19 protein-coding genes and 1 tRNA gene are annotated in these 22,505 nt (G+C 68.1%); 5 read left to right on the top strand and 15 right to left on the bottom strand.

The annotated features are described in order from the left end of the window. Positions 1-649 (top strand): STAS domain-containing protein (locus tag VFX99_RS02705; RefSeq protein ID WP_329664779.1); only part of this gene is annotated, 649 nt, incomplete at its 5' end. A 170-nt stretch (positions 650-819) separates the two neighbouring features. Here the strand turns inward: VFX99_RS02705 and VFX99_RS02710 are convergent. The 3 genes from VFX99_RS02710 to VFX99_RS02720 all read right to left on the bottom strand — a co-directional run bounded on the left by VFX99_RS02710 (position 820) and on the right by VFX99_RS02720 (position 2,030). Beyond that, entirely contained in the window at positions 820-1,077 is a 258-nt protein-coding gene (locus VFX99_RS02710) for a DUF6458 family protein (RefSeq protein WP_329664780.1), read from the bottom strand. A gap of 97 nt (positions 1,078-1,174) precedes the next feature. Continuing rightward, a complete protein-coding gene (locus tag VFX99_RS02715; RefSeq protein ID WP_329664781.1) occupies positions 1,175-1,618 on the bottom strand; it encodes an SRPBCC domain-containing protein in 444 nt (147 codons plus the stop codon). Beyond that, positions 1,611-2,030, bottom strand: a complete 420-nt coding sequence (locus tag VFX99_RS02720; protein ID WP_329664782.1) for a metalloregulator ArsR/SmtB family transcription factor — start codon at positions 2,028-2,030, stop codon at positions 1,611-1,613. Before VFX99_RS02720 ends, VFX99_RS02715 begins: the two co-directional genes overlap by 8 nt. Before the next feature lie 87 nt (positions 2,031-2,117). Between VFX99_RS02720 and VFX99_RS02725 the strand changes: the two genes are divergently transcribed. Then, on the top strand, positions 2,118-2,678 hold the full coding sequence (locus VFX99_RS02725; RefSeq protein ID WP_329664783.1) for a dihydrofolate reductase family protein: 561 nt from the start codon (positions 2,118-2,120) through the stop codon (positions 2,676-2,678). 8 nt (positions 2,679-2,686) lie between these two features. Here VFX99_RS02725 and VFX99_RS02730 read toward each other — a convergent pair whose 3' ends face one another. From VFX99_RS02730 to VFX99_RS02740, 3 genes are read right to left on the bottom strand one after another with little or no spacing between them, the layout of a single operon-like run. Further along, complete coding sequence (locus tag VFX99_RS02730) at positions 2,687-3,451, bottom strand: SGNH/GDSL hydrolase family protein (RefSeq protein ID WP_329664784.1); 765 nt, start codon at positions 3,449-3,451, stop codon at positions 2,687-2,689. 29 nt (positions 3,452-3,480) lie between these two features. After that, entirely contained in the window at positions 3,481-4,836 is a 1,356-nt protein-coding gene (locus VFX99_RS02735) for an MFS transporter (protein ID WP_329664785.1), read from the bottom strand. 33 nt (positions 4,837-4,869) lie between these two features. Then, positions 4,870-5,913 (bottom strand): LLM class flavin-dependent oxidoreductase, encoded by a 1,044-nt coding sequence (locus VFX99_RS02740; protein WP_329664786.1) that lies wholly within the window; start codon positions 5,911-5,913, stop codon positions 4,870-4,872. 96 nt (positions 5,914-6,009) lie between these two features. Between VFX99_RS02740 and VFX99_RS02745 the strand changes: the two genes are divergently transcribed. Then, positions 6,010-6,645, top strand: a complete 636-nt coding sequence (locus VFX99_RS02745; protein ID WP_329664787.1) for a phosphoribosyltransferase — start codon at positions 6,010-6,012, stop codon at positions 6,643-6,645. Between the two features lie 9 nt (positions 6,646-6,654). On the opposite strand, the gene VFX99_RS02750 is transcribed toward VFX99_RS02745, so the two are convergent. Continuing rightward, positions 6,655-8,328, bottom strand: coding sequence for a DUF885 domain-containing protein (locus tag VFX99_RS02750; protein WP_329664788.1), 1,674 nt, complete (start codon positions 8,326-8,328; stop codon positions 6,655-6,657). 42 nt (positions 8,329-8,370) lie between these two features. Then, positions 8,371-11,010 (bottom strand): DNA polymerase I, encoded by a 2,640-nt coding sequence (gene polA / locus VFX99_RS02755; protein WP_329664789.1) that lies wholly within the window; start codon positions 11,008-11,010, stop codon positions 8,371-8,373. A 57-nt stretch (positions 11,011-11,067) separates the two neighbouring features. Between polA and VFX99_RS02760 the strand changes: the two genes are divergently transcribed. Continuing rightward, entirely contained in the window at positions 11,068-11,499 is a 432-nt protein-coding gene (locus VFX99_RS02760) for a hotdog fold thioesterase (RefSeq protein ID WP_329664790.1), read from the top strand. Between the two features lie 100 nt (positions 11,500-11,599). Here the strand turns inward: VFX99_RS02760 and VFX99_RS02765 are convergent, their stop codons facing one another. Further along, positions 11,600-12,220 carry an ANTAR domain-containing response regulator gene (locus VFX99_RS02765; RefSeq protein WP_329664791.1) on the bottom strand — a complete coding sequence of 207 codons (621 nt, stop codon included), beginning with the start codon at positions 12,218-12,220 and terminating at the stop codon, positions 11,600-11,602. A gap of 40 nt (positions 12,221-12,260) precedes the next feature. Between VFX99_RS02765 and VFX99_RS02770 the strand changes: the two genes are divergently transcribed. Beyond that, a tRNA-Leu gene (locus tag VFX99_RS02770) sits at positions 12,261-12,343 on the top strand. A 373-nt stretch (positions 12,344-12,716) separates the two neighbouring features. Here VFX99_RS02770 and VFX99_RS02775 read toward each other — a convergent pair. The 6 genes from VFX99_RS02775 to trpA form a co-directional block, all read right to left on the bottom strand. Next, entirely contained in the window at positions 12,717-13,106 is a 390-nt protein-coding gene (locus tag VFX99_RS02775) for a hypothetical protein (RefSeq protein ID WP_329664792.1), read from the bottom strand. Positions 13,107-13,182: 76 nt separating this feature from the next. Next, positions 13,183-14,631 carry a pyruvate kinase gene (gene pyk / locus VFX99_RS02780; protein ID WP_329664793.1) on the bottom strand — a complete coding sequence of 483 codons (1,449 nt, stop codon included), beginning with the start codon at positions 14,629-14,631 and terminating at the stop codon, positions 13,183-13,185. Positions 14,632-14,691: 60 nt separating this feature from the next. Beyond that, complete coding sequence (locus VFX99_RS02785; RefSeq protein WP_329664794.1) at positions 14,692-16,158, bottom strand: glutamate synthase subunit beta; 1,467 nt, start codon at positions 16,156-16,158, stop codon at positions 14,692-14,694. Then, positions 16,151-20,737 (bottom strand): glutamate synthase large subunit, encoded by a 4,587-nt coding sequence (gene gltB, locus VFX99_RS02790; RefSeq protein ID WP_329664795.1) that lies wholly within the window; start codon positions 20,735-20,737, stop codon positions 16,151-16,153. Before gltB ends, VFX99_RS02785 begins: the two co-directional genes overlap by 8 nt. 85 nt (positions 20,738-20,822) lie before the next feature. Further along, positions 20,823-21,797: a prolipoprotein diacylglyceryl transferase gene (gene lgt, locus VFX99_RS02795; RefSeq protein WP_329664796.1), complete on the bottom strand. Its 975-nt coding sequence runs from the start codon at positions 21,795-21,797 to the stop codon at positions 20,823-20,825. A 54-nt stretch (positions 21,798-21,851) separates the two neighbouring features. After that, positions 21,852-22,505 (bottom strand): tryptophan synthase subunit alpha (trpA, locus tag VFX99_RS02800; RefSeq protein ID WP_329664797.1); only part of this gene is annotated, 654 nt, incomplete at its 5' end.

A 22,505-nucleotide genomic window follows, 5' to 3' on the forward strand; every position in this document is an offset into this window, starting at 1 on the left:
GGTCCTCGCGGCCATCGTGTTCATGATCGGTCTCGGGCTGGTTGATGTGAAGGGCCTGGCGCGGATCCGCGCAGCCCGCCTGAGCGAGTTCCTGATCGCCTGCGTCACCGCGATCGTCGTCTTCGCGTGGGGCGTCGAGGAGGGCATCATCCTGGCGATCATCCTGTCGATCGTCGAGCTCGTCCGTCGGGCCTACACGCCGACCGACTTCCTGGTCGGCCTCAACAAGGCAGGCGTGCCGACATTCTCGGCGGCCGAGCCGGGCGCCCAGACCCTTCCCGGCCTGCTCATCTTCCGCTTCGATTCGCGACTCTTCTTCGCCAACGCGAGCCTGTTCGTCGATCGGATCCAGGAACTCATCGCTGCTGCTCCTACACCCGTGCGGTGGCTCATCCTGGACTGTTCGTCGATCGGAGACATCGACTATTCGGCCAGCATCAACCTAGAGGGTCTCATCGCGGCGTTGCACGCGGATCATCGGGTCTTCGCGCTCGCTGAGGTCGACCCGACGCTGATGAACGTGCTGACCAAGCTCAAGGTGCTCGAGCACTTCGACAATGCGCACATCTACCCGACGGTCGCCGATGCCGTCGACGCCTTCCACGGCACCGCCCGCGTCTGGGCGGATGCCGCGAGTCCCGCTCGATGAGATCGCCGGAAGCGCTTATTTGCCGATAATTCACATTATGTCAACACAACGAGATATCGCCTCCCTGACAGCGGCGGGGTGTGCGGGGTCCGTTCGCGGCAGAAGGAGAGCCCGGACCGGCAAGCGAAGCGGCTTGCCGGTCCGGGCTCTGGTCTGACCCGAACAGGCTGTCAGATGGTGTCGTCGGTGGAACTCGTGGATCGGCGTGTGATGCGCTCGTTGGCGGCGGGGTCGACCGCGGTGCGCGTGACGGTCTCACTCGAGCGCTTGCGCATGAGCAGAACCAGGCCGATGATGAACACCAGCACCCCGGCGCCCATGAGGATGTAGCCGATCAGGTCGAGGTTGACCCATTCGAGTTCGACGTTCACGGCGAACGCGAGGATCGCTCCGATGACGAAGAGGACGACTCCTGCTCCGATGCTCATGGCACTTCCTTTCCGATGGACGCGGCGCGTCCCAGCAGTAACACCCTGGTCCCCCGCGCCCGCATCGACAAGGGCTTGACACGCGCCCGGCCGGTTCTCACGCCGCGATCCGCTCCAGAACCCGGCCAATCTCATCGATGAAGGCGTTGTAGCCGGCGATCGTGGCGTCCACCTGCTCTTCGGAGAAATCGGCGCGGTCCTGGCGAACAGTCAGCTGCGTCCCGCCCGCGACCTCCTCGAGGTCGAAGATCACCGGCAGCCCCGCCTCATCGTCCGGCTGATCGGTGAGGGTCATGGCGACGTGCGACGGTGGGTCGACCTCGACATAAGTGCCCGTCCAGTGGATCAGATTGCCGTCCGGCAGGTGCATCACCGCGCGGAATTCACCGCCCGGCCGAACGTCCATGCGCAACGTGTCCTGCGGAACTTGCACCTCGGCCGTTCCGAACCAGACCGCGAAGTGCTCCGGCTTCGTGAGAACGTCGTACACGAGTTCGCGCGGGGCGTCGAGGGTGCGGGTGACGCTGAAGTAGTCAGCCATCGGGATTCTCCTTATCGTGTGGTGCATCGGTGGTCGTACGGCCCGGCGATCTGCGGTCGCGAGGCCCAGACGTCGGCAGCGAGCCGTTCAGCTGCTGCAGTGAGCTCAAATAGGAGTCGATCGCTCCGAGGTTGTCGTCCCAGAACTGCGAATAATCGCCGATCCAGCGGGATGCCTCGGCGAGCGGTCTCGCGTCAAGTCTGGCGGGGCGGTACTGCGCGTCCCTCCCCCGACTGACCAGTCCGGCGTCCTGCAGCACCCGGAGATGCTTCGAAACGGCGGCGAAAGTCATGTCGAACGGTGCGGCGAGCTCACCGACCGTCGCCTCCCCCGCCGCCAGTCGGGCGAGGATGGCGCGGCGAGTCGGATCGCCCAGCGCACTGAACGTCCGGCTCAACTCGTCTGTCGTCACGATCCACCACCTATTCAACTGATTAGTACAATACCACCCGGTTGAATAAAGGTAAACGTTGTCGGAGGAGGTGGCTATGGTCGGTGCATGCCGCGCGTCATCTACAACACCGCCACCACCCTGAACGGCTTTCTGGCCGACGATCAGGACTCGCTGTCGTGGCTGTTCGTCGTCCGCGGGGCCGAGGAGGCCGAGTCCGGCTTCTCGGGCTTTCTGAAGGGCATCGGCGTGCTCGTCATGGGCTCCACCACCTACGAATGGATCCTTGAGCACGAGAATCTCGCCGAGCACCCGGAGAAGTGGCCCTATGACGACATCGCGAGCTTCGTGCTCTCCTCGCGCCGGCTGCCCGAGATCCCGGGCGCCGACGTCCGATTCCGCCGCGGCGGGATCGATGAGATGTGGAGCGAGCTCACCGACGCGGCCGGTGACAGGGACATCTGGCTGGTGGGCGGCGGCGACCTCGTAGGACAGTTCGCCGAGGCAGGACACCTCGACGAGATCCGTGTCTCGGTGGCGCCGGTCACCCTGACCTCGGGCAAGCCGTTGCTGCCCCGGCGGCTGGAGTCCGACCGGCTGACGCTCGAGTCGGTCAAGCAGGCCGGTCAGTTCGCCGAGCTCGTCTATACCGTTCGATCAGCGAGCTGAAGGCGCGATCAGGTGGCTGACGGCTCGATGGTCGACCACTCCGGATGCTTGGGCTCACGGCCGTCGCCGGAGGAGGTACCGGTCAGCCTGCGCTGCACCCATGGCCCGAGGTGCTCCCGGTAGTACGACGACCCTCGCATCCTCACGGCATCCGGAAGTGAGGGAAGGGACCACCACTCGGGAGGTGGCTCCATCCCCAGCGCGGTGAGGACCCGGGCCGCGACGCGATGGTGGCCACGGGAATTCATGTGCAGCCGATCCTCCGACCAGTACGAGGGCGTGGACAGCTCGCGGTCGGGCCAGTTGAACGCTCGGACGATGTCGGGTCGATCGGCGATCCGCTTGCCGACAGCGAGGGAGAGCACGTCGCCGCGGCGTTGGATGAGCCGGCTGAGAGGCAGTTGCGCACTCGGGTTCGCGCCCGACAGCAGCAACAGCGTGACGCCTTCCTCGTCGCACCGCTCGATCACGCGGGTGAAAGCCGCCACCACGTGCGAGATCGAGGTCCGCGGCCGGATCATGTCGTTGCCGCCGCCGTTGAAGGACAGATGCGTGGGCTTGAGGGCCAGGGCGGGCTCGAGCTGCTGGTCGACGATCGGCCATGCGAGCTTGCCGCGGATGGCGAGGTTGGCGTACTCGACCGGCGCTGCGGTGGCATCCGCCCAGCCCTGCGCCACGAGATCCGCCCATCCTCGGACGCGGCCGTCCGGCAGGTCGTCGCCGACGCCCTCGGTGAACGAGTCGCCGATGGCCACGTAGCGCACGGATGTCACGGGACCACCCTACGGCGCGCGTCAGCGGCTCAGCGGTCGTCGAGTGCGCGCCCGCGCCGGTCGACCAGGCCCCACGCCGCCCCGGCGGCCACCGCGAAGAAGGCAGCGAACACGACGAACAGGAGCGGCGCGCCGCCGAGGCCGAGCAGCAGCGGCACGGTCAGCGGGGCGATGATCGAGGCGATCCGCCCCGCCCCCGCGGCCCAACCCGAGCCGGTGGCGCGCAGCGAGGTGGGGTACATCTCGGGGGTGACCGCATACAGGGCTCCCCACGCGCCGAGATTGAAGAACGACAGGGCCATGCCGGCGCCGATCACCACCGACTCGGTGGATGCTGTGCCGAAGAAGATCGCCGCGACCGCCGACCCCGCCAGGAACACCGACAGCGTCAGGCGGCGACCCCACACCTCGATGAGCCACGCGGCCACCGCGTATCCGGGCAGCTGCGCGAGGGTGATGATCAAGGTGAATCCGAAGGAGCGCACCAGGTCGTAACCCTGCGACACGAGGATCGACGGGATCCAGATGAAGGCGCCGTAGTACGAGAAGTTGACGCAGAACCACACCAGCCACAGACACGCGGTTCGAACGCGGAACTCGGGCGCCCAGAGTGCGGCGAGGCGCTGTCCGGTCGACTGCGCGGCGGGAGGTGCTTCGTCGGCGCGCAGGTCTGCGGTCTCGGGCCCCTCAATGCCGGCTGCCTGCTCGAATGATCGGACCACGGCGTCCGCCTCGGCGTGCCGGCCACGCCGGGCGAGCCACCGCGCCGATTCGGGCAGACCCCATCGCACGACCAGCGCGTACGCGGCCGGGATGGCTCCGAGGGCGAAGGCCCAGCGCCACCCGTTCTCGGAGCCGGGGATCACGAGGAAGCCGATCAGCGCGGCCGCGGTCCAGCCGACCGCCCAGAACGCTTCGAGGATCACGATCAGGCGTCCCCGCATGCGCGCCGGCGCGAATTCGCTGACGTATGTCGACGCGACCGGCAGCTCGGCGCCGAGCCCGAGTCCGACGAGGAACCGCAGAACCAGCAGGGCGGCAAGCCCTCCGACCATCGCGCTCGCACCGGTGGCCAGTCCGTAGACGAGCAGGGTGACGGCGAAGACCTGTCGTCGGCCGAATCGATCGGCGAGCAGGCCGCCGACGCTCGCGCCGATCGCCATGCCCACGAAGCCGATCGACGCGATCCAGGCCGTCTGACTCGGCTCGAGACTCCACTGCGCGGCCAGCGCGGCGATCACGAAGGAGATGAGTCCCACGTCCATCGCGTCCAGCGCCCACCCGAGTCCCGACCCGGTCAGAACGCGCAGGTGCCGACGAGTGAACGGCAGCCGGTCGAGGCGCCCCGACAGCGGCGAGGACGTGCGGGCAGGGGCATCCGTCATGGAGTCATGCTACGGGCCCGTCAGCGGGCCCTGTCAGCCGAGCAGATCGCGCACCAGCGGTTGCACTTCGGTGCCGAACAGCTCGATCGAGCGCATCATCTTGTCGTGTGACAGGGTGCCCGTGGAGAACTTCATGTCGAACCGGTTCGCACCGAGCGTGCGCACGGTCGTGGCGATCTTGCGCGCAACGGTCTCGGGCGAGCCGACATAGAGCGCGCCCTCCGGGCCGACATCGTGCTGGAAACGCATCCGACTGTATGGCGGCCACCCGCGCTCGCGACCGATCGTGTTGTTCATCGACTCGAAGCCCGCGTACGCCTCGTCCCACGCCTGCTGATCCGTAGCGGCGATGTGCCCCGGTGAGTGCACTCCGATCGGCAGCTGGTCGCGGCCGAACGAATCGAGCGAGCGATGGTACAGGTCGACGTACGGGCGGAATCGGGCGGCAGGGCCGCCGATGATGGCCAGCATCAGGCCGTAGCCGTACCGCGCGGCTCGCACGACCGACTCCGGCGTGCCGCCGACTCCGACCCATGCCTTGAGCCCGTTCTCCGTCTTCGGGAACACGTTCGCATCGGTGAGCGGCGCGCGCATCGACCCCTGCCAGGTGACGGGCCTCTCGGTGAGCAGCTGCGAGAAGAGATCGAGCTTCTCGTCGAAGAGTGCTTCGTAGTCGCGCAGGTCGTACCCGAACAGCGGGAACGACTCGATGAAGGATCCACGCCCGAGGATGACTTCCGCCCGGCCGCGCGAGACGGCGTCGAGCGTCGCGAACCGTTCGTACACACGCACCGGGTCATCCGATGACAGGACCGTCACCGCCGTGCCGAGGTGGATGCTGTCGGTGCGGGCCGCCGCCGCTGCCAGCACGATCTCCGGGCTCGAGATCGCGAACTCGTGTCGGTGGTGCTCCCCCACGCCGAAGAACGACAGTCCCACCTGGTCGGCGAGCACCGCCTGATCGACGACGTTGCGGATCGTGTCCGCGTCGCTCACCCGCTCCCCCGCCGCGTCCAGCGTCACGTCGCCGAACGTGTCGAGACCGAGGTCGATATCGTCCGGACCGATGGTCGCCATCAGCGCGCTTCCTTTTCATTCACATGCATGGGAACAGCGGTTTCGGTGGACGCATTCCCGTTCCGGCGCGGGATGTCGGGGGCGTATCGTGTGCGCGTGACCATCTTCGCGGATCGGGTCCAAGCCGGGCGGGAACTGGCCGGCGAGCTGCAGGCGGAACGCAGCGAGCAGGCGATCGTCTACGGCATCCCCCGCGGAGGTGTCGTGGTTGCCGCAGAAGTGGCTCGGGCGCTCGGCCTCCCCCTTGCGGTGGCCGTGGTACGCAAGCTCGGTGCCCCCGCGCATGAGGAATACGCGGTGGGGGCGATCGCAGACGGCGTCAAGATCGTCCACCCGGATGCCGTGCGCAGGGGCGGCATCACGCCCGAGCAGCTCGCCTCCGTGGAGGATGCTGAACGGGCCGAGCTCGAGCGGCGGAAGCGGCTCTTCGCGGCCTCCGCGCCGTCCGTCACCGGCCGAACCGCCCTGGTGGTCGACGACGGCGTTGCGACGGGGGCGACGGCGATGGCGGCCTGTCAGGCTCTTCGCGCGCAGGGCGCTGCCCGGATCGTGCTCGCGGTGCCGGTCGCGCCGGCTGAGTGGAAGCCCGACGCGACGGCGGTCGATCGCTACGTGTGTCCCCATCGGATGCGCGACTTCTGGGCGGTGGGCCAGTTCTACACCGACTTCAGTCAGACCACTGACGGGGAGGTCTCGCGACTGCTGTCGCAGGACCTCCCCGCCGAGGACTGACGCAGGAGGTCAGGCGGTCAGCGCCGAGCGGAGGGTGTCGAGCCCGACACCGCCCACGTCGAGCGCGCGCTTGTGGAACGCCTTGATGTCGAAGGCCGCGCCCTGCGCTTCCTGCGCGTCGTCGCGGATCTGCTCCCAGATGCGCTGCCCGACCTTGTAGGACGGTGCCTGCCCGGGCCAGCCGAGGTAGCGGTTGACCTCGAACTGGACGAACTCGTCCGACATGTTGACGTTGCGGCGCATGAATGCCAGCGCGTAATCGGCATCCCACACGCCCTCGCCGTCCGGGCGCGGCTTGCCGAGATGCACGCCGATGTCGAGCACGACGCGAGCCGCGCGCATGCGCTGCCCGTCCAGCATCCCGAGGCGGTCGGCCGGGTCCTCAAGGTACCCGAGCTGCTGCATGAGCCGCTCGGCGTACAGGGCCCAGCCCTCCGCGTGCCCCGAGGTGCCGGCGAGCAGACGCCGCCAGGAGTTGAGCTGCGCGCGGTTGAAGACGGCCTGGGCGATCTGCAGGTGGTGTCCTGGGACACCCTCGTGGTACACGGTGGTCAGCTCGCGCCACGTGTCGAACTCGTCGACCCCCTCGGGGACCGACCACCACATGCGGCCGGGTCGCGAGAAGTCGTCGGTGGGCCCGGTGTAGTAGATCCCGCCCTCTTTCGTGGGCGCGATCATGCACTCGAGCTGCCGGATCGGCTCGGGGATGTCGAAGTGGGTCTTGCCGAGCTCGGCGATGGCGCGGTCGCTCGTCTCCTGCATCCAGCGCTGGAGAGCCTCGGTGCCGTGGAGCTTGCGGGAGGGATCCTTCTCGAGGAACGCGACGGCCTCTTCGACGGAAGCGCCCGCCTTGATCTGGTCTGCGATGGATTCCTGCTCGGCGACCATCCGCGCGAGCTCTTCGACCCCCCAGTCGTAGGTCTCGTCGAGGTCGATCGTGGCGCCGAGGAACCGGCGGGACTGCAGAGCATACAGCTCGCGCCCCACGGCGTCCTCGTCCCCGGCCACCGGTGCGAGCTCGGAGCTGAGGAACTGGGAGAGCGCGTCGTACGACACGCGGGCGGCGTTGGCGTTGTCGGCCAGGTCACGCGCGAGCGAAGCGGGCAGCTGTCCGTCGGCGGGCGCGGCTTCTCCCGCGAAGGTCGCGAAGAACCCGGTGTCGCCGGTGTAGCGGGCGATCTGGGTGACGACCTCGACGACCTGACGGCGAGCCGGCACGACGCCCTCGGCCATGCCCGCACGAAGTGTGGCGACGTATCCGTCGATGGCGCCGGGGAGCGCCTTGAGGCGGGTGGAGATGACCGACCAGTCGTCTGCCGTGTCGGTCGGCATCAGGTCGAGCACCGATCGGATGTCCTGGACGGGCGAGGCGATGACGTTCAGGTCGCGCAGATGCCACTTGGCATCGTGTAGGTCGATGTCGAGTCGGATCTCGCGGCTCAGGTCCTCCTTGGTGACCACGTCGATGTCGTCGACGGGTTTCGCGGCCTCGAGCGCGCTCAGCGTCTTGCGGCTCGCGGCGATGAGGCGCTCTGCGCCCTCGGGTGAGTAGTCGCCGTAGCGGTCGTTGTACTCGAAGCGGCCGATGTAGGTCGCGAGGGTGGGGACCTGTTCGGCGAGGGTGTCGACCCAGGCGTCAGCGATCGTATCGATCGGCGTGGGCGTACGTGCTGCATCTGTCATGCTCTCGAGCCTAGGGAAGGACCCTGACGCGACCAAGCGCGGTCAGTGACCCGCCTCGTTCCAGTCCGCTCCCCGACCGATCTGCACGTCCAGCGGCACGGACAGGCTCGCCGCGTCCGCCATCCGGGTGCGGACGATGCGCTCGGCGGCGTCCCACTCCCCCGGAGCGATCTCGACGACGAGCTCGTCGTGGATCTGCATCAGCACCCTTGAGCGCATCTGCGCGGCGTCGAACTCGTCGTGGATGTGGAACAGGGCGATCTTCATGATGTCTGCGGCGCTGCCCTGGATCGGTGCGTTCAGGGCCGCCCGTTCCGCGTTCTCGCGCAGCACGCGGTTGGGGCTCGCCAGGTCGGGGAACGGCCGGCGGCGGCCGAAGATGGTCTCGGTGTAGCCGTCGATCTTCGCCTGTTCGACTGAGGAGCGCAGGTAGTCCCGGACCGCGCCGAACCGGTTGAAGTACTCGATGATGAGCTGCTTGGCCTCGGTCTGCTCGATGCGCAGCTGTTTGGACAGGCCGAACGCGGACAGCCCGTAGACGAGGCCGTACGACATCGCCTTCACCTTGGTCCGCATGGCCGCGGTCACGTCCTCGGGAGCCACGGCGAACACGCGCGCTCCGACGAAGCGGTGGAGGTCTTCGCCGGAGTTGAACGCCTCGATCAGACCCGGATCCTCGGACAGGTGCGCCATGATGCGCATCTCGATCTGCGAGTAGTCGGCCGTCAGCAGCGTCTCGTAGCCCTCGCCCACCTCGAACGCCGCCCGGATGCGGCGGCTCTCCTCCGTGCGCACCGGGATGTTCTGCAGGTTCGGGTCCGTGCTGGATAACCGGCCCGTCTGGCTCCCGGTCTGGACATACGTGGTGCGCACGCGCTGATCGGCGGCGATCGCGACGTCGAGTGATTCGATGATCTGCCGCAGCTTGGTCGCCTCACGGTGCTGCAGGAGAAGATCGAGGAACGGGTGCGGGTTGGTCTCCTGAAGGTCGGCGAGCACGGCGGCATCCGTCGAATAGCCGGTCTTGGTCTTGCGGGTCTTCGGCAGCTGCAGCTCCTCGAAGAGCACCTCCTGCAGCTGCTTCGGCGAGCCGAGGTTGACCTCCCGGCCGATCGCCGCGTAGGCGACCTGCGCGATGGCGTCGGCGCGTTGCTCGAGATCGCCGGAGAAGTCCGCGAGCTTCTGGTGCGACACGGTGACGCCCGCGAGCTCCATGTCGGCGAGGGTGAGGAGTGTGGGCAGCTCGATCTCGGCGAGGACGGTGGCCACGCTGGCGGGCAGCTCGGTGCGCAGGGCGTCGGCGACGCGCAGGCTGAACCACGAGAGCTGACCCGGGGTGGCCCCCTCGGTCTCGGGGACGAGCTGCGTCGGGTCGGCCTCGGGCAGCTTCTCGTTGAGATAGCGGTCGACGAGATCCGCGAGAGTCTTGTCGGGGAAGCTGGGCCGCAGCAGCCACCCGGCCACCGACGTGTCGAACGCGAGGCCTGCGACGCGCACGCCGACCCGCCGCAGCGCCTTGACCTGGGGCTTGGCGTCGCTGAAGACCTTGGGCGAGTCGGAAGAGAGCCAATCGGCGAGGGATGCCGCGACCTCGGCCGACCAGTCCGCCTCGACGACGGCATCCGCCGTGGCAAGTCCGATCCGTCGGGGAACCCCGTTCTCGATGGTGACGGTCACACCGACCTCGCCGTCGGCATCGGCGGCCCAGCGCGCGAGAGCGTCCGGTGCGAGCTGCGCGGGCGCAGGCATCGCGACAGCCGCGGGAGCGGTGGCGGTGCTCGTCGCCTCGTCGATCCCGGCGGCATCGAACACGCGCGGAAGCAGCGTGCGGAACTCGAGGCGGGCGAAGATGTCGCGCACCGCCTGCGCATCCATCGGGCGCGCCGCGAGGTCGGCGGGCGTGACCGGCAGTTCGACGTCGCGCAGCAGGCGGTTGAGCTGTCGATTGCGGCGGACGTCGTCGATGTGCTCCCGCAGGTTGTTGCCGACCACGCCGGGGACCTTGTCGGCGTTCTCGAGCAGGGCCTCCAGCGAGCCGAATTGGCCGAGCCACTTCACCGCGGTCTTCTCGCCCACCTTCGGAACACCGGGCAGGTTGTCGCTCGTCTCGCCGACGAGGGCGGCGATGTCGGGGTACTGCTCGGGCGGAACCCCGTAGCGGTCGATCACGGCGGCCGTGTCGTAGCGCTTCAGCTGCGACACGCCCTGCACGTTGGGATACAGCAGCGTGATGTCGTCGTTCACGAGCTGGATGGTGTCCCGGTCGCCCGAGCACACCAGCACCTCGTAGCCCAGCTCGGCGCCCTGGGTCGCCAGCGTGGCGAGGATGTCGTCGGCCTCGACGTCCTCCTTCTGCAGCACCGTGATGCTCATCGCCGCGAGGCAGTCCTGCAGGAGCGGGATCTGACCCTTGAACTCGTTCGGCGTCTCGGAGCGGTTCGCCTTGTACTCGGAGTACTCGCGGCTGCGGAAGGACTGCCGGGACGTGTCGAACGCGACCGCGAGATGCGTGGGACGCTCGGCCTTGATCAGGTTGATCAGCATGGCCAGGAACCCGTAGATCCCGTTCGTGTGCTGGCCGTCCTTGGTCGTGAAATTGTCGACCGGAAGTGCGAAGAACGCCCGATATGCCAGCGAATGGCCGTCCACGATGAGGAAGGTAGGCTTTGCGGAGTCCATCACCCTGTAAGCCTAGTCAGGGCCGGGGACAGCAATCCGACGACGGCCAGAAGGCGAACGATGAGCGACCGATCCCCCGCAGATGTGGACGGATTGGCCTGGGCGGCCGACCGCGGAATGGGCGCGCTCGCCGAGAAGATGGGGATGGAGTTCGTCGAGTTCGCCGTCGACCGATGCGTCGCGACCATGCCGGTCGAGGGCAACACGCAGCCGGTCGGCCTCATGCACGGCGGGGCGTATGTCGTGCTCGCCGAGTCGCTCGGCTCGATGGCGGCGAACCTGCATGCAGGGCCGGGGCGGCTCGCTGTCGGGGTCGACATCAACGCCACGCACACGCGGTCGGCGACGTCGGGGTTGGTGACCGGCGTGTGCACCCCCATCCACCTCGGGCGCAGCATGACGGTGCATGAGATCGCGGTCGTCGACGATCAGGGCAGGCGGCTGTCCACGGTCCGGATCACGAACATGATCAAGTCCCTGCCGCAGCACTGACGCGCGGGCACGGCATCCTTCCCTCGCGAGACTGCACTGGGACGTCGGGACAGCGGGTAGACCCCGCAGTTTCGACCTGCGGATGCAGTCTCGGTGGCCGTCAGCCCTTTTTGGGCGCCAGCTGCTCGATGATCGCCTTCGCCACGTCCTGCATGGTGAGGCGGCGATCCATCGAGGCCTTCTGGATCCAGCGGAACGCCTCCGGCTCGCTCAGGCCCATCTTCTCGTTGAGCAGGCCCTTTGCCCGGTCGACGAGCTTGCGGGTCTCGAAGCGCTCGACCATGTCGGCGACCTCGGCCTCGAGCGTGATGATCTGCTCGTAGCGCGCGAGTGCGATCTCGATCGCGGGAAGCAGGTCGTTGGGCGTGAACGGCTTGACCACGTATGCCAGGGCGCCGGCCTCGCTCGCCCGCTCGACGAGCTCTTTCTGGCTGAACGCGGTCAGCAGCACGACAGGGGCGATGTGATTCTTGCTGAGCTTCTCGGCGGCGGAGATGCCGTCCAGCTGCGGCATCTTCACGTCCATGATGACCAGGTCGGGGCGCAGCTCGGTGGCCAGCTGCACGGCGGTCTCACCGTCGCCCGCTTCGCCCACGACGTCGAACCCGTTGTCGCGGAGGATCTCGACGATGTCGAGCCGGATCAACGACTCGTCCTCCGCAACGACGACTCGTCGGGGCGTGGATGCCGCAGAACCGGTCGCCTGTTCTTCCTCAGTCACACTTGAATCCTACGGTATGGTCGTTCGCGGACGTGCCGGGGCCGGTGTGGCGGAATGGCAGACGCGGAGCACTCAAAATGCTTTGTCCGAAAGGGCGTGTGGGTTCGAGTCCCACCACCGGTACATGGTGAAGGGGCCGTCCCGCGAGGGGCGGCCCCTTCACCGCGTGTTGCTGGCGCGTCTCCGAGAAGCCCAACGGTGGGCGGGTCCACGCGGCCGGAGGCTCCGCCCGCCGCGGAGCGGCGAGTGGAGAGGCCGTGGGGCGGAGTCCCACCGGTCGTGACCGCGACCCAGATCGACGCGGTGACGCAAACCCCGAAGAGATTCATGGTGACGGTCGCGTTCACCCACGCCCACCACGCCGCCGGCAGGAACGCGAAGAAGATCAGTCCGTCCGCCCACGCCGGCCCGGCCGATGAGGCGCACCCTCCGCGCCGTCCGGCTGTGCGCTGGGGTCAGCCGGACAGCGCCACCCGGCCCTCCCGCGGGCACGGCATCAAGCCCCGAAGTACTGGTTCCCCAGCGCCTTGCTCTTCAGCGCGTCGAACTCCCCTTGGCTGATCGTCCCGGCATCCAGCAGTGCCTTGGCCTGTGCGATGTCCGCCGCGGGAGTCCTGGACGCGGACGGCCGGTAGTCATCCGCTTCGGGCACGCCACCGCCCTGCGCTGCCCTGGCGCGTTCGGCCATGCCCTTTCCTCGTGCGATCACGTACACGAGAGCGGTCAGGAAGGGCGCGAAGACCAGGAAGATGATCCAGACGGCTTTGAGCCAGCCGTTGAGCTTGTGGTCGCGGAACAGGTCACTGATGATCAGGAAGACCACGAAGATGTAGACCGCGAAATAGAAGATCCACAGCAGGTACCAGAAGAAATCGCCGAAGAACATGTGAGTACCCCCGAACTCAGAGATGGTCGCGCTCAGCATAGCGAGCGCGACCACGTCAGGGTATCGAGGGCGCGCGCTACTCGCGCGACTGGTAGATCGGGGCCTTGCCGTGCACGGCGTCGCCGATCTTGTGGATGCGGATGTCGTTGGTGGAGCCGATGATTCCGGGAGGAGAACCCGAGATCACCACGACCTTGTCCCCCACCTTCGCCAGCTCGCCCGACAGGAAGAAGTCGTCCACCTGGATGAACATCCGGTCGGTGTGTGCGACGTGGTCGACGAGCGTCGACTGCACGCCCCACGTGAGCGCCATACGGCGCCGGATGGCCGGCTCGGGAGTGAACCCGATCATGGGGATGCGGGGACGCAGCCGCGACATCCGGCGCGCCGTGTCGCCGGACTCGGTGAAGATGCAGAGGTACTTCGCCTCGACGAACTCCGCCACCTCGAGCGCGGCGAGCGTGATCGCGCCGCCCTGCGTGCGCGGCTTGGTGGTGAGCGGGTGGATCCGCTCGAGACCGTGCTCCTCGGTGGAGTCGACGATGCGAGCCATGGTCTCGACGACCACCACGGGGTACTTGCCCACGCTCGTCTCGCCCGAGAGCATGACGGCGTCCGCACCGTCGAGGACGGCGTTGGCGACGTCGCTGGTCTCGGCGCGCGTCGGAACCGGGTTGTCGATCATCGACTCGAGCATCTGCGTCGCGACGATGACGGGCTTGGCCATGCGGCGGCAGAGCTCGACGGCCCGCTTCTGAACGATCGGCACCGCCTCGAGGGGCAGCTCGACGCCGAGGTCGCCGCGGGCGACCATGATGCCGTCGAATGCGTCGATGATCTCCTCGAGGTTGTCGACCGCCTGCGGCTTCTCGATCTTCGCGATCACCGGGATGTGACGACCCTCCTCCGCCATGATCACGTGAACGCGCTGGACGTCCTTCGCGCTGCGCACGAACGACAGGGCGATCAGGTCGGCGCCGATGCGCAGTCCCCAGCGCAGGTCAGCCTCGTCCTTCTCCGACAGCGCGGGCACGTTGACGGCCACGCCCGGGAGGTTGATTCCCTTGTTGTTCGAGACCGGTCCGGCGACGATCACCTCGGTCGTCACGACGGTGCCGTCGCTTTCGAGCACCTTGACCTTGACCTTGCCGTCGTCGATCAGCAGGAAATCGCCCGGGTTGACGTCGGCGGGCAGCCCCTTGAAGGTCGTCGAGACGATCTCCTTGCTGCCTGCGATGTCTTCGGTGGTGATCTTGAAGATGTCACCGACCGCGAGATTGTGGGGGCCGTCGGCGAACTTGCCCAGGCGGATCTTCGGCCCCTGCAGGTCGACCAGGACCGCGACCGCGCGACCGGCATCGTCAGCGGCCTTGCGGACATTCGCGAAGCTGGCCTCGTGCACCGTGTAGTCGCCGTGGCTGAGGTTCATCCGCGCCACGTCCACACCCGCATCGATGATCGCGCGCACCTGCTCGTACGTGGAGGTTGCGGGTCCGAGGGTGGCCACGATCTTGGCGCGTCTCATCGTATGTATGCTCCGGGGTGGTGTTGGCGAGGGGGTGGTGGCGGATCCGCCGCGGCAAGCCTACGCGGGCTGCAAGCCGATCGCGACATCGTTGGGATGCACCGGCGCGGGCAGCGCGGTCTCGCCCATCAGGTACTCGTCCACGCAGGCTGCGGCGGCTCGACCCTCGGCGATCGCCCAGACGATCAGCGACTGTCCGCGCCCGGCATCGCCGGCGACGAAGACGCCGGGGGCGGTCGTCTGATAGTCGTTCTCCCGTTCCACGTTGCCACGGGTGGTGAACTGCGCTCCGAGCTGCTCCTCGAGGAGCGTGCGCTCGGGCCCCGTGAAACCCATCGCGATCAGCACGAGATCCGCGGGGATCTCGCGCTCCGTACCGCTCTTGGGAACGCGGCGTCCATCGAGGAACTCCGTCTCGGCGACTCGCAGTGCGCGCACCTCGCCCCCGCCGTTGCCGAGGAACTCGACGGTCGACGCGAGATACGACCGCTCGCCGCCCTCCTCGTGTGCGGACTGCACCTCGAAGACGGTGGGCGTCATCGGCCACGGCTGGTGCTCAGGGCGAGCGCCGGGCGGCTGCTTGCCGATCGCCAGGTTCGTGACGCTGAGGGCGCCCTGACGGTGGGCGGTGCCGATGCAGTCAGCGCCGGTGTCGCCGCCGCCGATCACCACGACGTGCTTGCCCTCCGCGGTGATCTGGTTGGGGACCGAGTCGCCGGCGAGCGCCTTGTTCGACTCGACGAGGTACTCCATCGCCATGTGAACGCCCGCCAGATCGCGTCCGGGGATCGACAGTTCGCGCGGCACCGTGGCGCCCGTCGCGATCACGACCGCGTCGTAGCGTGCGCGCAGATCGCTCCAGGAGATGTCGGTGCCGATTTCGACGCCTGCGCGGAAACGGGTGCCCTCGTCCTGCATCTGACGCAGCCGGTACTCGAGGTGGCGCTTCTCCATCTTGAAGTCGGGGATGCCGTAGCGCAGCAGTCCGCCGATCCGGTCGTCCCGCTCGAAGACCGCGACGGTGTGACCCGCGCGGGTGAGCTGCTGAGCGGCCGCGAGGCCGGCGGGGCCGGATCCGACGACCGCGACCGTCTTGCCGGTGAGGCGCCCCGGTGGCTCGGGCTCCACCCAGCCGCTCGCGAAGGCCTCGTCGATGATCGACACTTCGATCTGCTTGATGGTGACGGCGGGCTGGTTGATCCCGAGGACGCACGAGCTCTCGCAGGGCGCCGGGCAGAGCCGCCCGGTGAACTCGGGGAAGTTGTTGGTCGCGTGCAGTCGCTCGATGGCCGAGCGGCCCTCACCCCGCCAGGTCAGGTCGTTCCACTCCGGAATCAGGTTGCCCAGCGGGCATCCCTTGTGACAGAACGGGATGCCGCAATCCATGCAGCGCCCGGCCTGACGACGCAGGACCGCCGAGTCGCCCGGCTCGTAGACCTCTTTCCAGTCCATGATCCGCACCGGAACGGGGCGACGGGGCGGCAGCTCGCGATCCGTCACCTTCAGGAAGCCCTTGGGATCAGCCACCGGTCACCTCCAGGATGCGTGTCCAGACGACGTCGCCGTCGGGGTCGAGACCTTCGGCCACAGCCTCTTGACGGGTCAGGAGCACCGCGGCGTAGTCGCGCGGCATCACCCGGACGAAGTTGTCGAGTTCCGATTCGAATCGATCGAGGAGGGATGCCGCGAGCGTCGAGTCCGTTTCGGCCAGGTGCTGTTCCAGCAGATCGCGCAGGATTTCGGCGTCGCCCGAGCCCAGCTCGCCCAGTTCGAGCTCGCCGGCGGCCAGCGCCTCGCGGTTGACCAGCGCACGATCGAGTTTGTAGATGTACGCCGACCCACCGGACATGCCGGCGCCGAGGTTGCGGCCGGTCGCCCCGAGGATGACCGCGAGTCCGCCGGTCATGTACTCCAGCGCGTGATCGCCGACGCCCTCGACGACGGCGGTCGCGCCGGAGTTGCGGACGAAGAACCGCTCGCCCACCACGCCGCGCAGGAACATCGTCCCCTGGGTGGCGCCGTACCCGATCACATTGCCGGCGATCACGTTCTCGGAAGCGTCGAACGTCGCTCCGCGCGGTGGCCGGATCACGATCTGACCCCCGGACAGGCCCTTGCCGACGTAGTCATTGGAGTCGCCTTCCAGGCGGAGGGTGATCCCGGCAGGCATGAAGGCGCCGAAGGACTGCCCGGCCGAGCCGGTCAGGTTGACGACGATCGAGCCGGACGGCATCCCGTTCTCACCGTGGGCGAGGGTCACGTGGTGTCCGAGCATCGTTCCGACGGCGCGCTCGGTGTTGCGGATCGGCAGGTCGAACGTGATCGTTCCGCTGTGGGCGATGACGTCCCGCGCGGCCTCGATCAGCGGCACGTCGAAGTGCTCGTCGAGCTCGTGCTCCTGCGGGTGCGTGTTGCGACGTGCCTGGTCGTCGGCGAAGACCGGTCCGGTCAGGATCGGCGTGAGGTCGAGCCCGCTCGCCTTCCAGTGCTCCACGGCGCCGTTGATGTCGAGGACCTCGTGGTGTCCGATCGCCTCCTCGAGCGACCGGAAGCCCAGCTCGGCGAGGTACTCGCGCACCTCCTCGGCGATGAACTCCATGAAGTTGACGACGAACTCCGGCTTTCCGGCGAAGCGCTCCCGCAGCACGGGGTTCTGCGTGGCGACGCCGACCGGGCAGGTGTCGAGGTGGCAGACGCGCATCATGACGCAGCCCGACACCACGAGCGGCGCGGTGGCGAAACCGAACTCCTCCGCGCCCAGCAGCGCGCCGATGATGACGTCGCGCCCTGTCTTGAGCTGGCCGTCGACCTGCACGACCACACGATCGCGCATGCCGTTGAGCATGAGCGTCTGCTGCGTCTCGGCGAGGCCGAGCTCCCACGGCGTACCCGCGTGCTTCAGCGAGTTCAGCGGGCTCGCGCCCGTGCCGCCGTCGTGACCGGAGACCAGGATGACGTCGGCGAGGGCCTTTGCGGTGCCGGCGGCGACCGCTCCGATCCCCGACTGGCTCACGAGCTTGACGTGCACGCGCGCCTTCGGATTGGCCCGCTTGAGGTCGAAGATCAGCTGCTTGAGGTCCTCGATCGAGTAGATGTCGTGGTGCGGCGGCGGCGAGATCAGCCCGACGCCCGCCGTCGCGTGCCGAGTTCGCGCAACCCACGGATACACCTTCGTCGGCGGCAGCTGGCCGCCTTCGCCCGGCTTCGCGCCCTGGGCGAGCTTGATCTGGATGTCGTCGGCCTTGGTGAGGTAGAGGCTCGTCACGCCGAAGCGGCCGCTGGCGACCTGCTTGATGGAGCTGCGGCGCTCGGGATCCAGAAGCCGGTCGACGTCCTCCCCGCCTTCGCCCGTGTTGGACTTGCCGCCGATGCGGTTCATGGCGATGGCCAGGGTCTCGTGGGCTTCCTTCGAAATCGAGCCGTAGCTCATCGCGCCCGTGGAGAACCGCTTCACGATCGACGAGACGGGTTCGACCTCGTCGAGGGGCACGGGCTTTCGCACCCCCGGGCGCAGGGCGAACAGCCCGCGGAGGGTGTTGAGCTCGGATGCCTGGTCGTCGACGAGCTTGGTGTACTCCCGGAAGATGTCGTACCGGCGCGTCCGCGTGGCGTGCTGCAGCCGGAAGACCGTGTCGGGGTTGAACAGGTGCGGTGACCCGTCGCGCCGCCACTGGTATTCGCCGCCGGTCCACAGGCGCTCGTGCGCGCGCACAGCGGCGTCCTCCGGGTAGGCGTACTCGTGACGGGCGGCGTTCTCGGCTGCGATGACGTCGAGCGCGACGCCGCCGAGCTTGGTCTCGGTGCCTGTGAAGTACGCGTCCACGAAGGCCTGCGAGAGCCCGATCGCCTCGAAGACCTGCGCACCCGCGTACGACGAGACCGTCGAGATGCCCATCTTCGACATGATCTTCAGGACGCCCTTGCCGAGCGCGTAGATGAGGTTCTTGACGGCCTTCTGGGGCGTGATTCCCGTGATGTAGCCGGCGCGGACCAGGTACTCCACCGTCTCCATGGCCAGATAGGGGTTGACCGCCGACGCGCCGTACCCGATGAGGGTCGCTACGTGGTGCACCTCGCGCACGTCCCCCGCCTCGACCACGAGGCCGCACTTCATGCGCGTCTCGTTGCGGATCAGGTGGTGGTGCACGGCCGCGAGCATCAGCAGCGAAGGGATCGGGGCCAGGTCCTTGTTCGAGTCGCGGTCGCTGAGCACGATGAACTCGGCGCCGTCCTCGATGGCCTCGTCGACCTCGGCGCACATCTGAGCGATGCGCTTCTGCATGCCCTTGTGCCCGGCCTCGACGCGGTACAGACCGCGGATCGTGACCGAGGAGCGGCCCGGAAGTGCGGTGTCGATGTGCTGGATCTTGGCCAGCTCGTCGTTGTCGATCACCGGGAAGTCCAGCGTGACCGATCTCGCGTGCTCCGGCCCCCAGTCCAGGAGGTTCCGCTCCGGGCCGAGACCGAGGGCGAGCGAGGTGACGACCTCCTCGCGGATGGAGTCCAGCGGCGGGTTGGTCACTTGAGCGAACTGCTGCGTGAAGTAGTCGAAAAGCAGACGCGGACGCTGGCTCAGCACGGCGACCGGCGTATCGCTGCCCATGGCGCCGAGCGGCTCGGCCCCGTTCTGTCCCATGGGGGTCAGCAGGATGCGCACCTCCTCCTCCGTGTAGCCGAAGGTGCGCTGGCGCCGGGTGATCGAGGCGATGGGGTGCACGATGTGCTCGCGCTCGGGAAGATCGGCAAGCCGCACGCGACCGGCGTCCAGCCATTCCGCCCAGGGCTCCTGGTCGGCCAGCTGCGCCTTGATCTCGTCCTCTTCGACGATGCGGCGCTGCGCGGTGTCGACGAGGAACATGCGGCCGGGACGCAGTCGTCCGCGACGCTTGATCCGCTCCGGCGCGAAGTCGAGCACGCCGGTCTCGCTGCCGATCACGATGAATCCGTCGGTGGTCTCGGTCCAGCGACCGGGGCGCAGCCCGTTGCGGTCGAGGGTCGCGCCGACGAGGGTGCCGTCGGTGAAGATCAGCGCCGCCGGTCCGTCCCACGGCTCCATCTGCATGGAGTGGTAGTCGTAGAAGGCGCGCAGCTTCGGATCGATGTCCGTCTGCTTCTCGTACGCCTCGGGGACCATCATCATGATCGCGTGGGGCAGGCTCCGACCGGTCAGGGTCAGAAGCTCGAGGACCTCGTCGAACGACGCGGAGTCGCTCGCCCCCTCGGTGCAGATCGGCAGCAGCGGACGGATGTCGCCCAGAAGCTCCGACTCCAGCTGCGACTGTCGCGCGCGCATCCAGTTGCGGTTGCCGTTGACGGTGTTGATCTCGCCGTTGTGCGCGAGCATCCGCAGCGGCTGCGCGAGCGGCCACGAAGGGAACGTATTCGTCGAGTACCGCGAGTGCACGACCGCCAGCTCGGAGGCGAACCGCTCGTCCTGCAGGTCGGGATAGAACGGCTCCAGCTGGAGCGTGGTGACCATGCCCTTGTAGCCGAGAGTGCGCGACGACAGCGAGACGATGTACGAGCCGAGCTCGGTGCGCGCGCGCTTGCGCAGCCGGAACACGCGACGGTCGAGCGCGATGCCCGAGAGCGCGGGGGCATCGCCGACCGCGGGCCGGGAGACGAAGAGCTGCTCGAACACCGGTCGTGCCTCGTAGGCGAGCTTGCCCAGGTTCTCCTCGGCGGTCGGCACCTCGCGCCATCCGAGCAGCTCGAGGTTCTCGCTCTCGGCGATCTGCTCGATCCCGGCCTTCTCTGCGGCGCGGCGCTCGTCGTCGCGGGGCAGGAAGATCATGCCTGCGGCATACTCCCCCACCGGAGGAAGCTCGAAGTCCACGACCGCGCGGAGGAACGCATCAGGCATCTGCGTCAGGATGCCGGCTCCGTCGCCCGTGCCCGCATCGGAGCCGATCGCGCCGCGGTGCTCGAGGTTGCGCAGGGCGGTGAGGGCGAGGTCAATGATGTCGTGCCCCGCCTCGCCGCGCAGCGTCGCGACCATGGCGAGGCCGCAGGCGTCCTTCTCGAAGGCAGGGTTGTACATCCCCTGCTTGCGGGGAAGCGTGCCGAAAGAATGCTCTGCGGCGCCGGAACGGGGGCTCGAAGCCATACCTACCGTCCTCACGTGAATGCTCAAGATGGGACGACGTCGGCCCTGTACTGCGGAAGCTGAAGCCCACCCTTTCGGTGGTGCGCTACTTGGTGGCGACTGTGCTTGTGGCCGTGCCCTCGGGAATCTGGGCGACTCCGTCTGCCGGTGGTTCGCTGACGTCGACGTAGTCGCCCTGCGATTGTACCGTGCCTGCGGGCTTCCACTCCCGGCCGGGCCGGTACGGAGACGGCTCGGAGCCGGGATGCCGGCGCTTCTGCACGAAGAAGATCACGAGGCCCAGGATGACTCCGAAGATGGCCGCCCACACGTTGCTGCGGAGCCCGAGGATGATCTCGCTGGGATCGATGCGGATCGATTCCCAGACGATGCGGCCGGCGCTGTACCAGACGAGATAGACACCGAAGAGCCGTCCCCACTGGAGCCGGAACTTGTGACCGACCCACAACAGGACGAGCACGCCGAGCCCGTTCCACAGCACCTCGTAGAGGAACGTCGGGTGGAAGAGGGTCCCGGGCTCGAGTCCGGGCGGGAACGCGGCGTTGTCGCTGTCGATCTCCAGGCCCCACGGTAGGTCGGTGGGCAGGCCGAACAGCTCCTGGTTGAACCAGTTCCCGAAGCGGCCGATCGCCTGCGCCAGCAGCAGACCGGGTGCGAGGGCGTCGGCGAAGGTCCAGAACCGGATGCCGGTCCACCGGCATCCGAGCCATGCGCCGATCGCGCCGCCGAGCAGGGCGCCGTAGATCGCGATGCCGCCCTCCCAGATGCGGAAGATGGCCCAGAAGTCGGCTCCCGCGCCGAAGTAGAACCCGGGGTGGGTGAGCACGTGGTAGATCCGCGCCCCGATGATGGCCAGCGGAACCGCGATGAGGCAGATGTCGATGACGACCCAGGGCTCGGCGCCGCGTCGCGTCAGACGCCAGTTCGTGAGCAACACGGCGGCGATGATGCCCGCGATGATGCACAGCGCGTAGAGGTGGATGCGCAGCGGACCGATGTCGAAGTAGCTGATCGTCGGGCTGGGGATGCTGGCGACGACGCTCGCGGCGGCGTTGATCATGGGCGATCGTTCCTTGCTGGTGAGGATGCCGGCGGCGGGGCCGACGATCAGAGTCTAGATCGAGGTTCGCGCGGTGCCCGCGGCGAGAGCCCGGGCCGTTCGGGCCAGCCCGTCCAGCCCGCCGTCCCGCAAGGCCCGCACGAGCGCGGTGCCCACGATCGCGCCGTCCGCGTACTCGAGCACGCCGGCGACCTGGTCGGCTGTGGAGATGCCGATCCCGACGCACGCGCGCAGATCGGTCGTAGCGCGGTCGCGCATCCGGTCGACGAGCCGGCGTGCCGCGGCATCGAGCTGCTCCCGCTCCCCGGTGATGCCCATCGTGGAGACCGTGTACACGAAGCCGGTGGATTCGGCGAGGATGAGGTCGAGGCGCTCGTCGGTCGAGGTGGGGGCGGCCAGGAACACGCGATCCAGGCCGGTGCGCTTGCTGGCTGCGATCCACTCGGCCGCAGCATCCGGGGTGATGTCGGGCGTGATGAGCCCCGCGCCGCCCGCGGCGAGCAGGTCGTCGGCGTAACGGTCGACCCCGTACTGCAGCACCGGGTTCCAGTACGTCATGACGAGAACGGGCACGTCCGTCCGACGGGTGATCTCGCGCACCGCGGTGAAGGTGTCGCGCAGCCGGAACCCGCCTGCGAGCGCGGCCTGCGTGGCCTCCTGGATGACGGTCCCGTCCATCACCGGGTCGGAGTACGGCGGGCCGAGCTC

The organism is Microbacterium sp. (genome assembly GCF_036277215.1).
Classification (GTDB): Bacteria; Actinomycetota; Actinomycetes; order Actinomycetales; family Microbacteriaceae; genus Microbacterium.

What these genes read in the sequence shown, in the direction of transcription:
- VFX99_RS02710 (WP_329664780.1), bottom strand. Translation starts at nt 1,077, where the DNA reads ATGAGCATCGGAGCAGGAGTCGTCCTCTTCGTCATCGGAGCGATCCTC.
- VFX99_RS02715 (WP_329664781.1), bottom strand. Translation starts at nt 1,618, where the DNA reads ATGGCTGACTACTTCAGCGTCACCCGCACCCTCGACGCCCCGCGCGAA.
- VFX99_RS02725 (WP_329664783.1), top strand. Translation starts at nt 2,118, where the DNA reads ATGCCGCGCGTCATCTACAACACCGCCACCACCCTGAACGGCTTTCTG.
- VFX99_RS02735 (WP_329664785.1), bottom strand. Translation starts at nt 4,836, where the DNA reads ATGACGGATGCCCCTGCCCGCACGTCCTCGCCGCTGTCGGGGCGCCTC.
- VFX99_RS02740 (WP_329664786.1), bottom strand. Translation starts at nt 5,913, where the DNA reads ATGGCGACCATCGGTCCGGACGATATCGACCTCGGTCTCGACACGTTC.
- VFX99_RS02750 (WP_329664788.1), bottom strand. Translation starts at nt 8,328, where the DNA reads ATGACAGATGCAGCACGTACGCCCACGCCGATCGATACGATCGCTGAC.
- VFX99_RS02760 (WP_329664790.1), top strand. Translation starts at nt 11,068, where the DNA reads ATGAGCGACCGATCCCCCGCAGATGTGGACGGATTGGCCTGGGCGGCC.
- VFX99_RS02775 (WP_329664792.1), bottom strand. Translation starts at nt 13,106, where the DNA reads ATGTTCTTCGGCGATTTCTTCTGGTACCTGCTGTGGATCTTCTATTTC.
- pyk (WP_329664793.1), bottom strand. Translation starts at nt 14,631, where the DNA reads ATGAGACGCGCCAAGATCGTGGCCACCCTCGGACCCGCAACCTCCACG.
- gltB (WP_329664795.1), bottom strand. Translation starts at nt 20,737, where the DNA reads ATGGCTTCGAGCCCCCGTTCCGGCGCCGCAGAGCATTCTTTCGGCACG.
- lgt (WP_329664796.1), bottom strand. Translation starts at nt 21,797, where the DNA reads ATGATCAACGCCGCCGCGAGCGTCGTCGCCAGCATCCCCAGCCCGACG.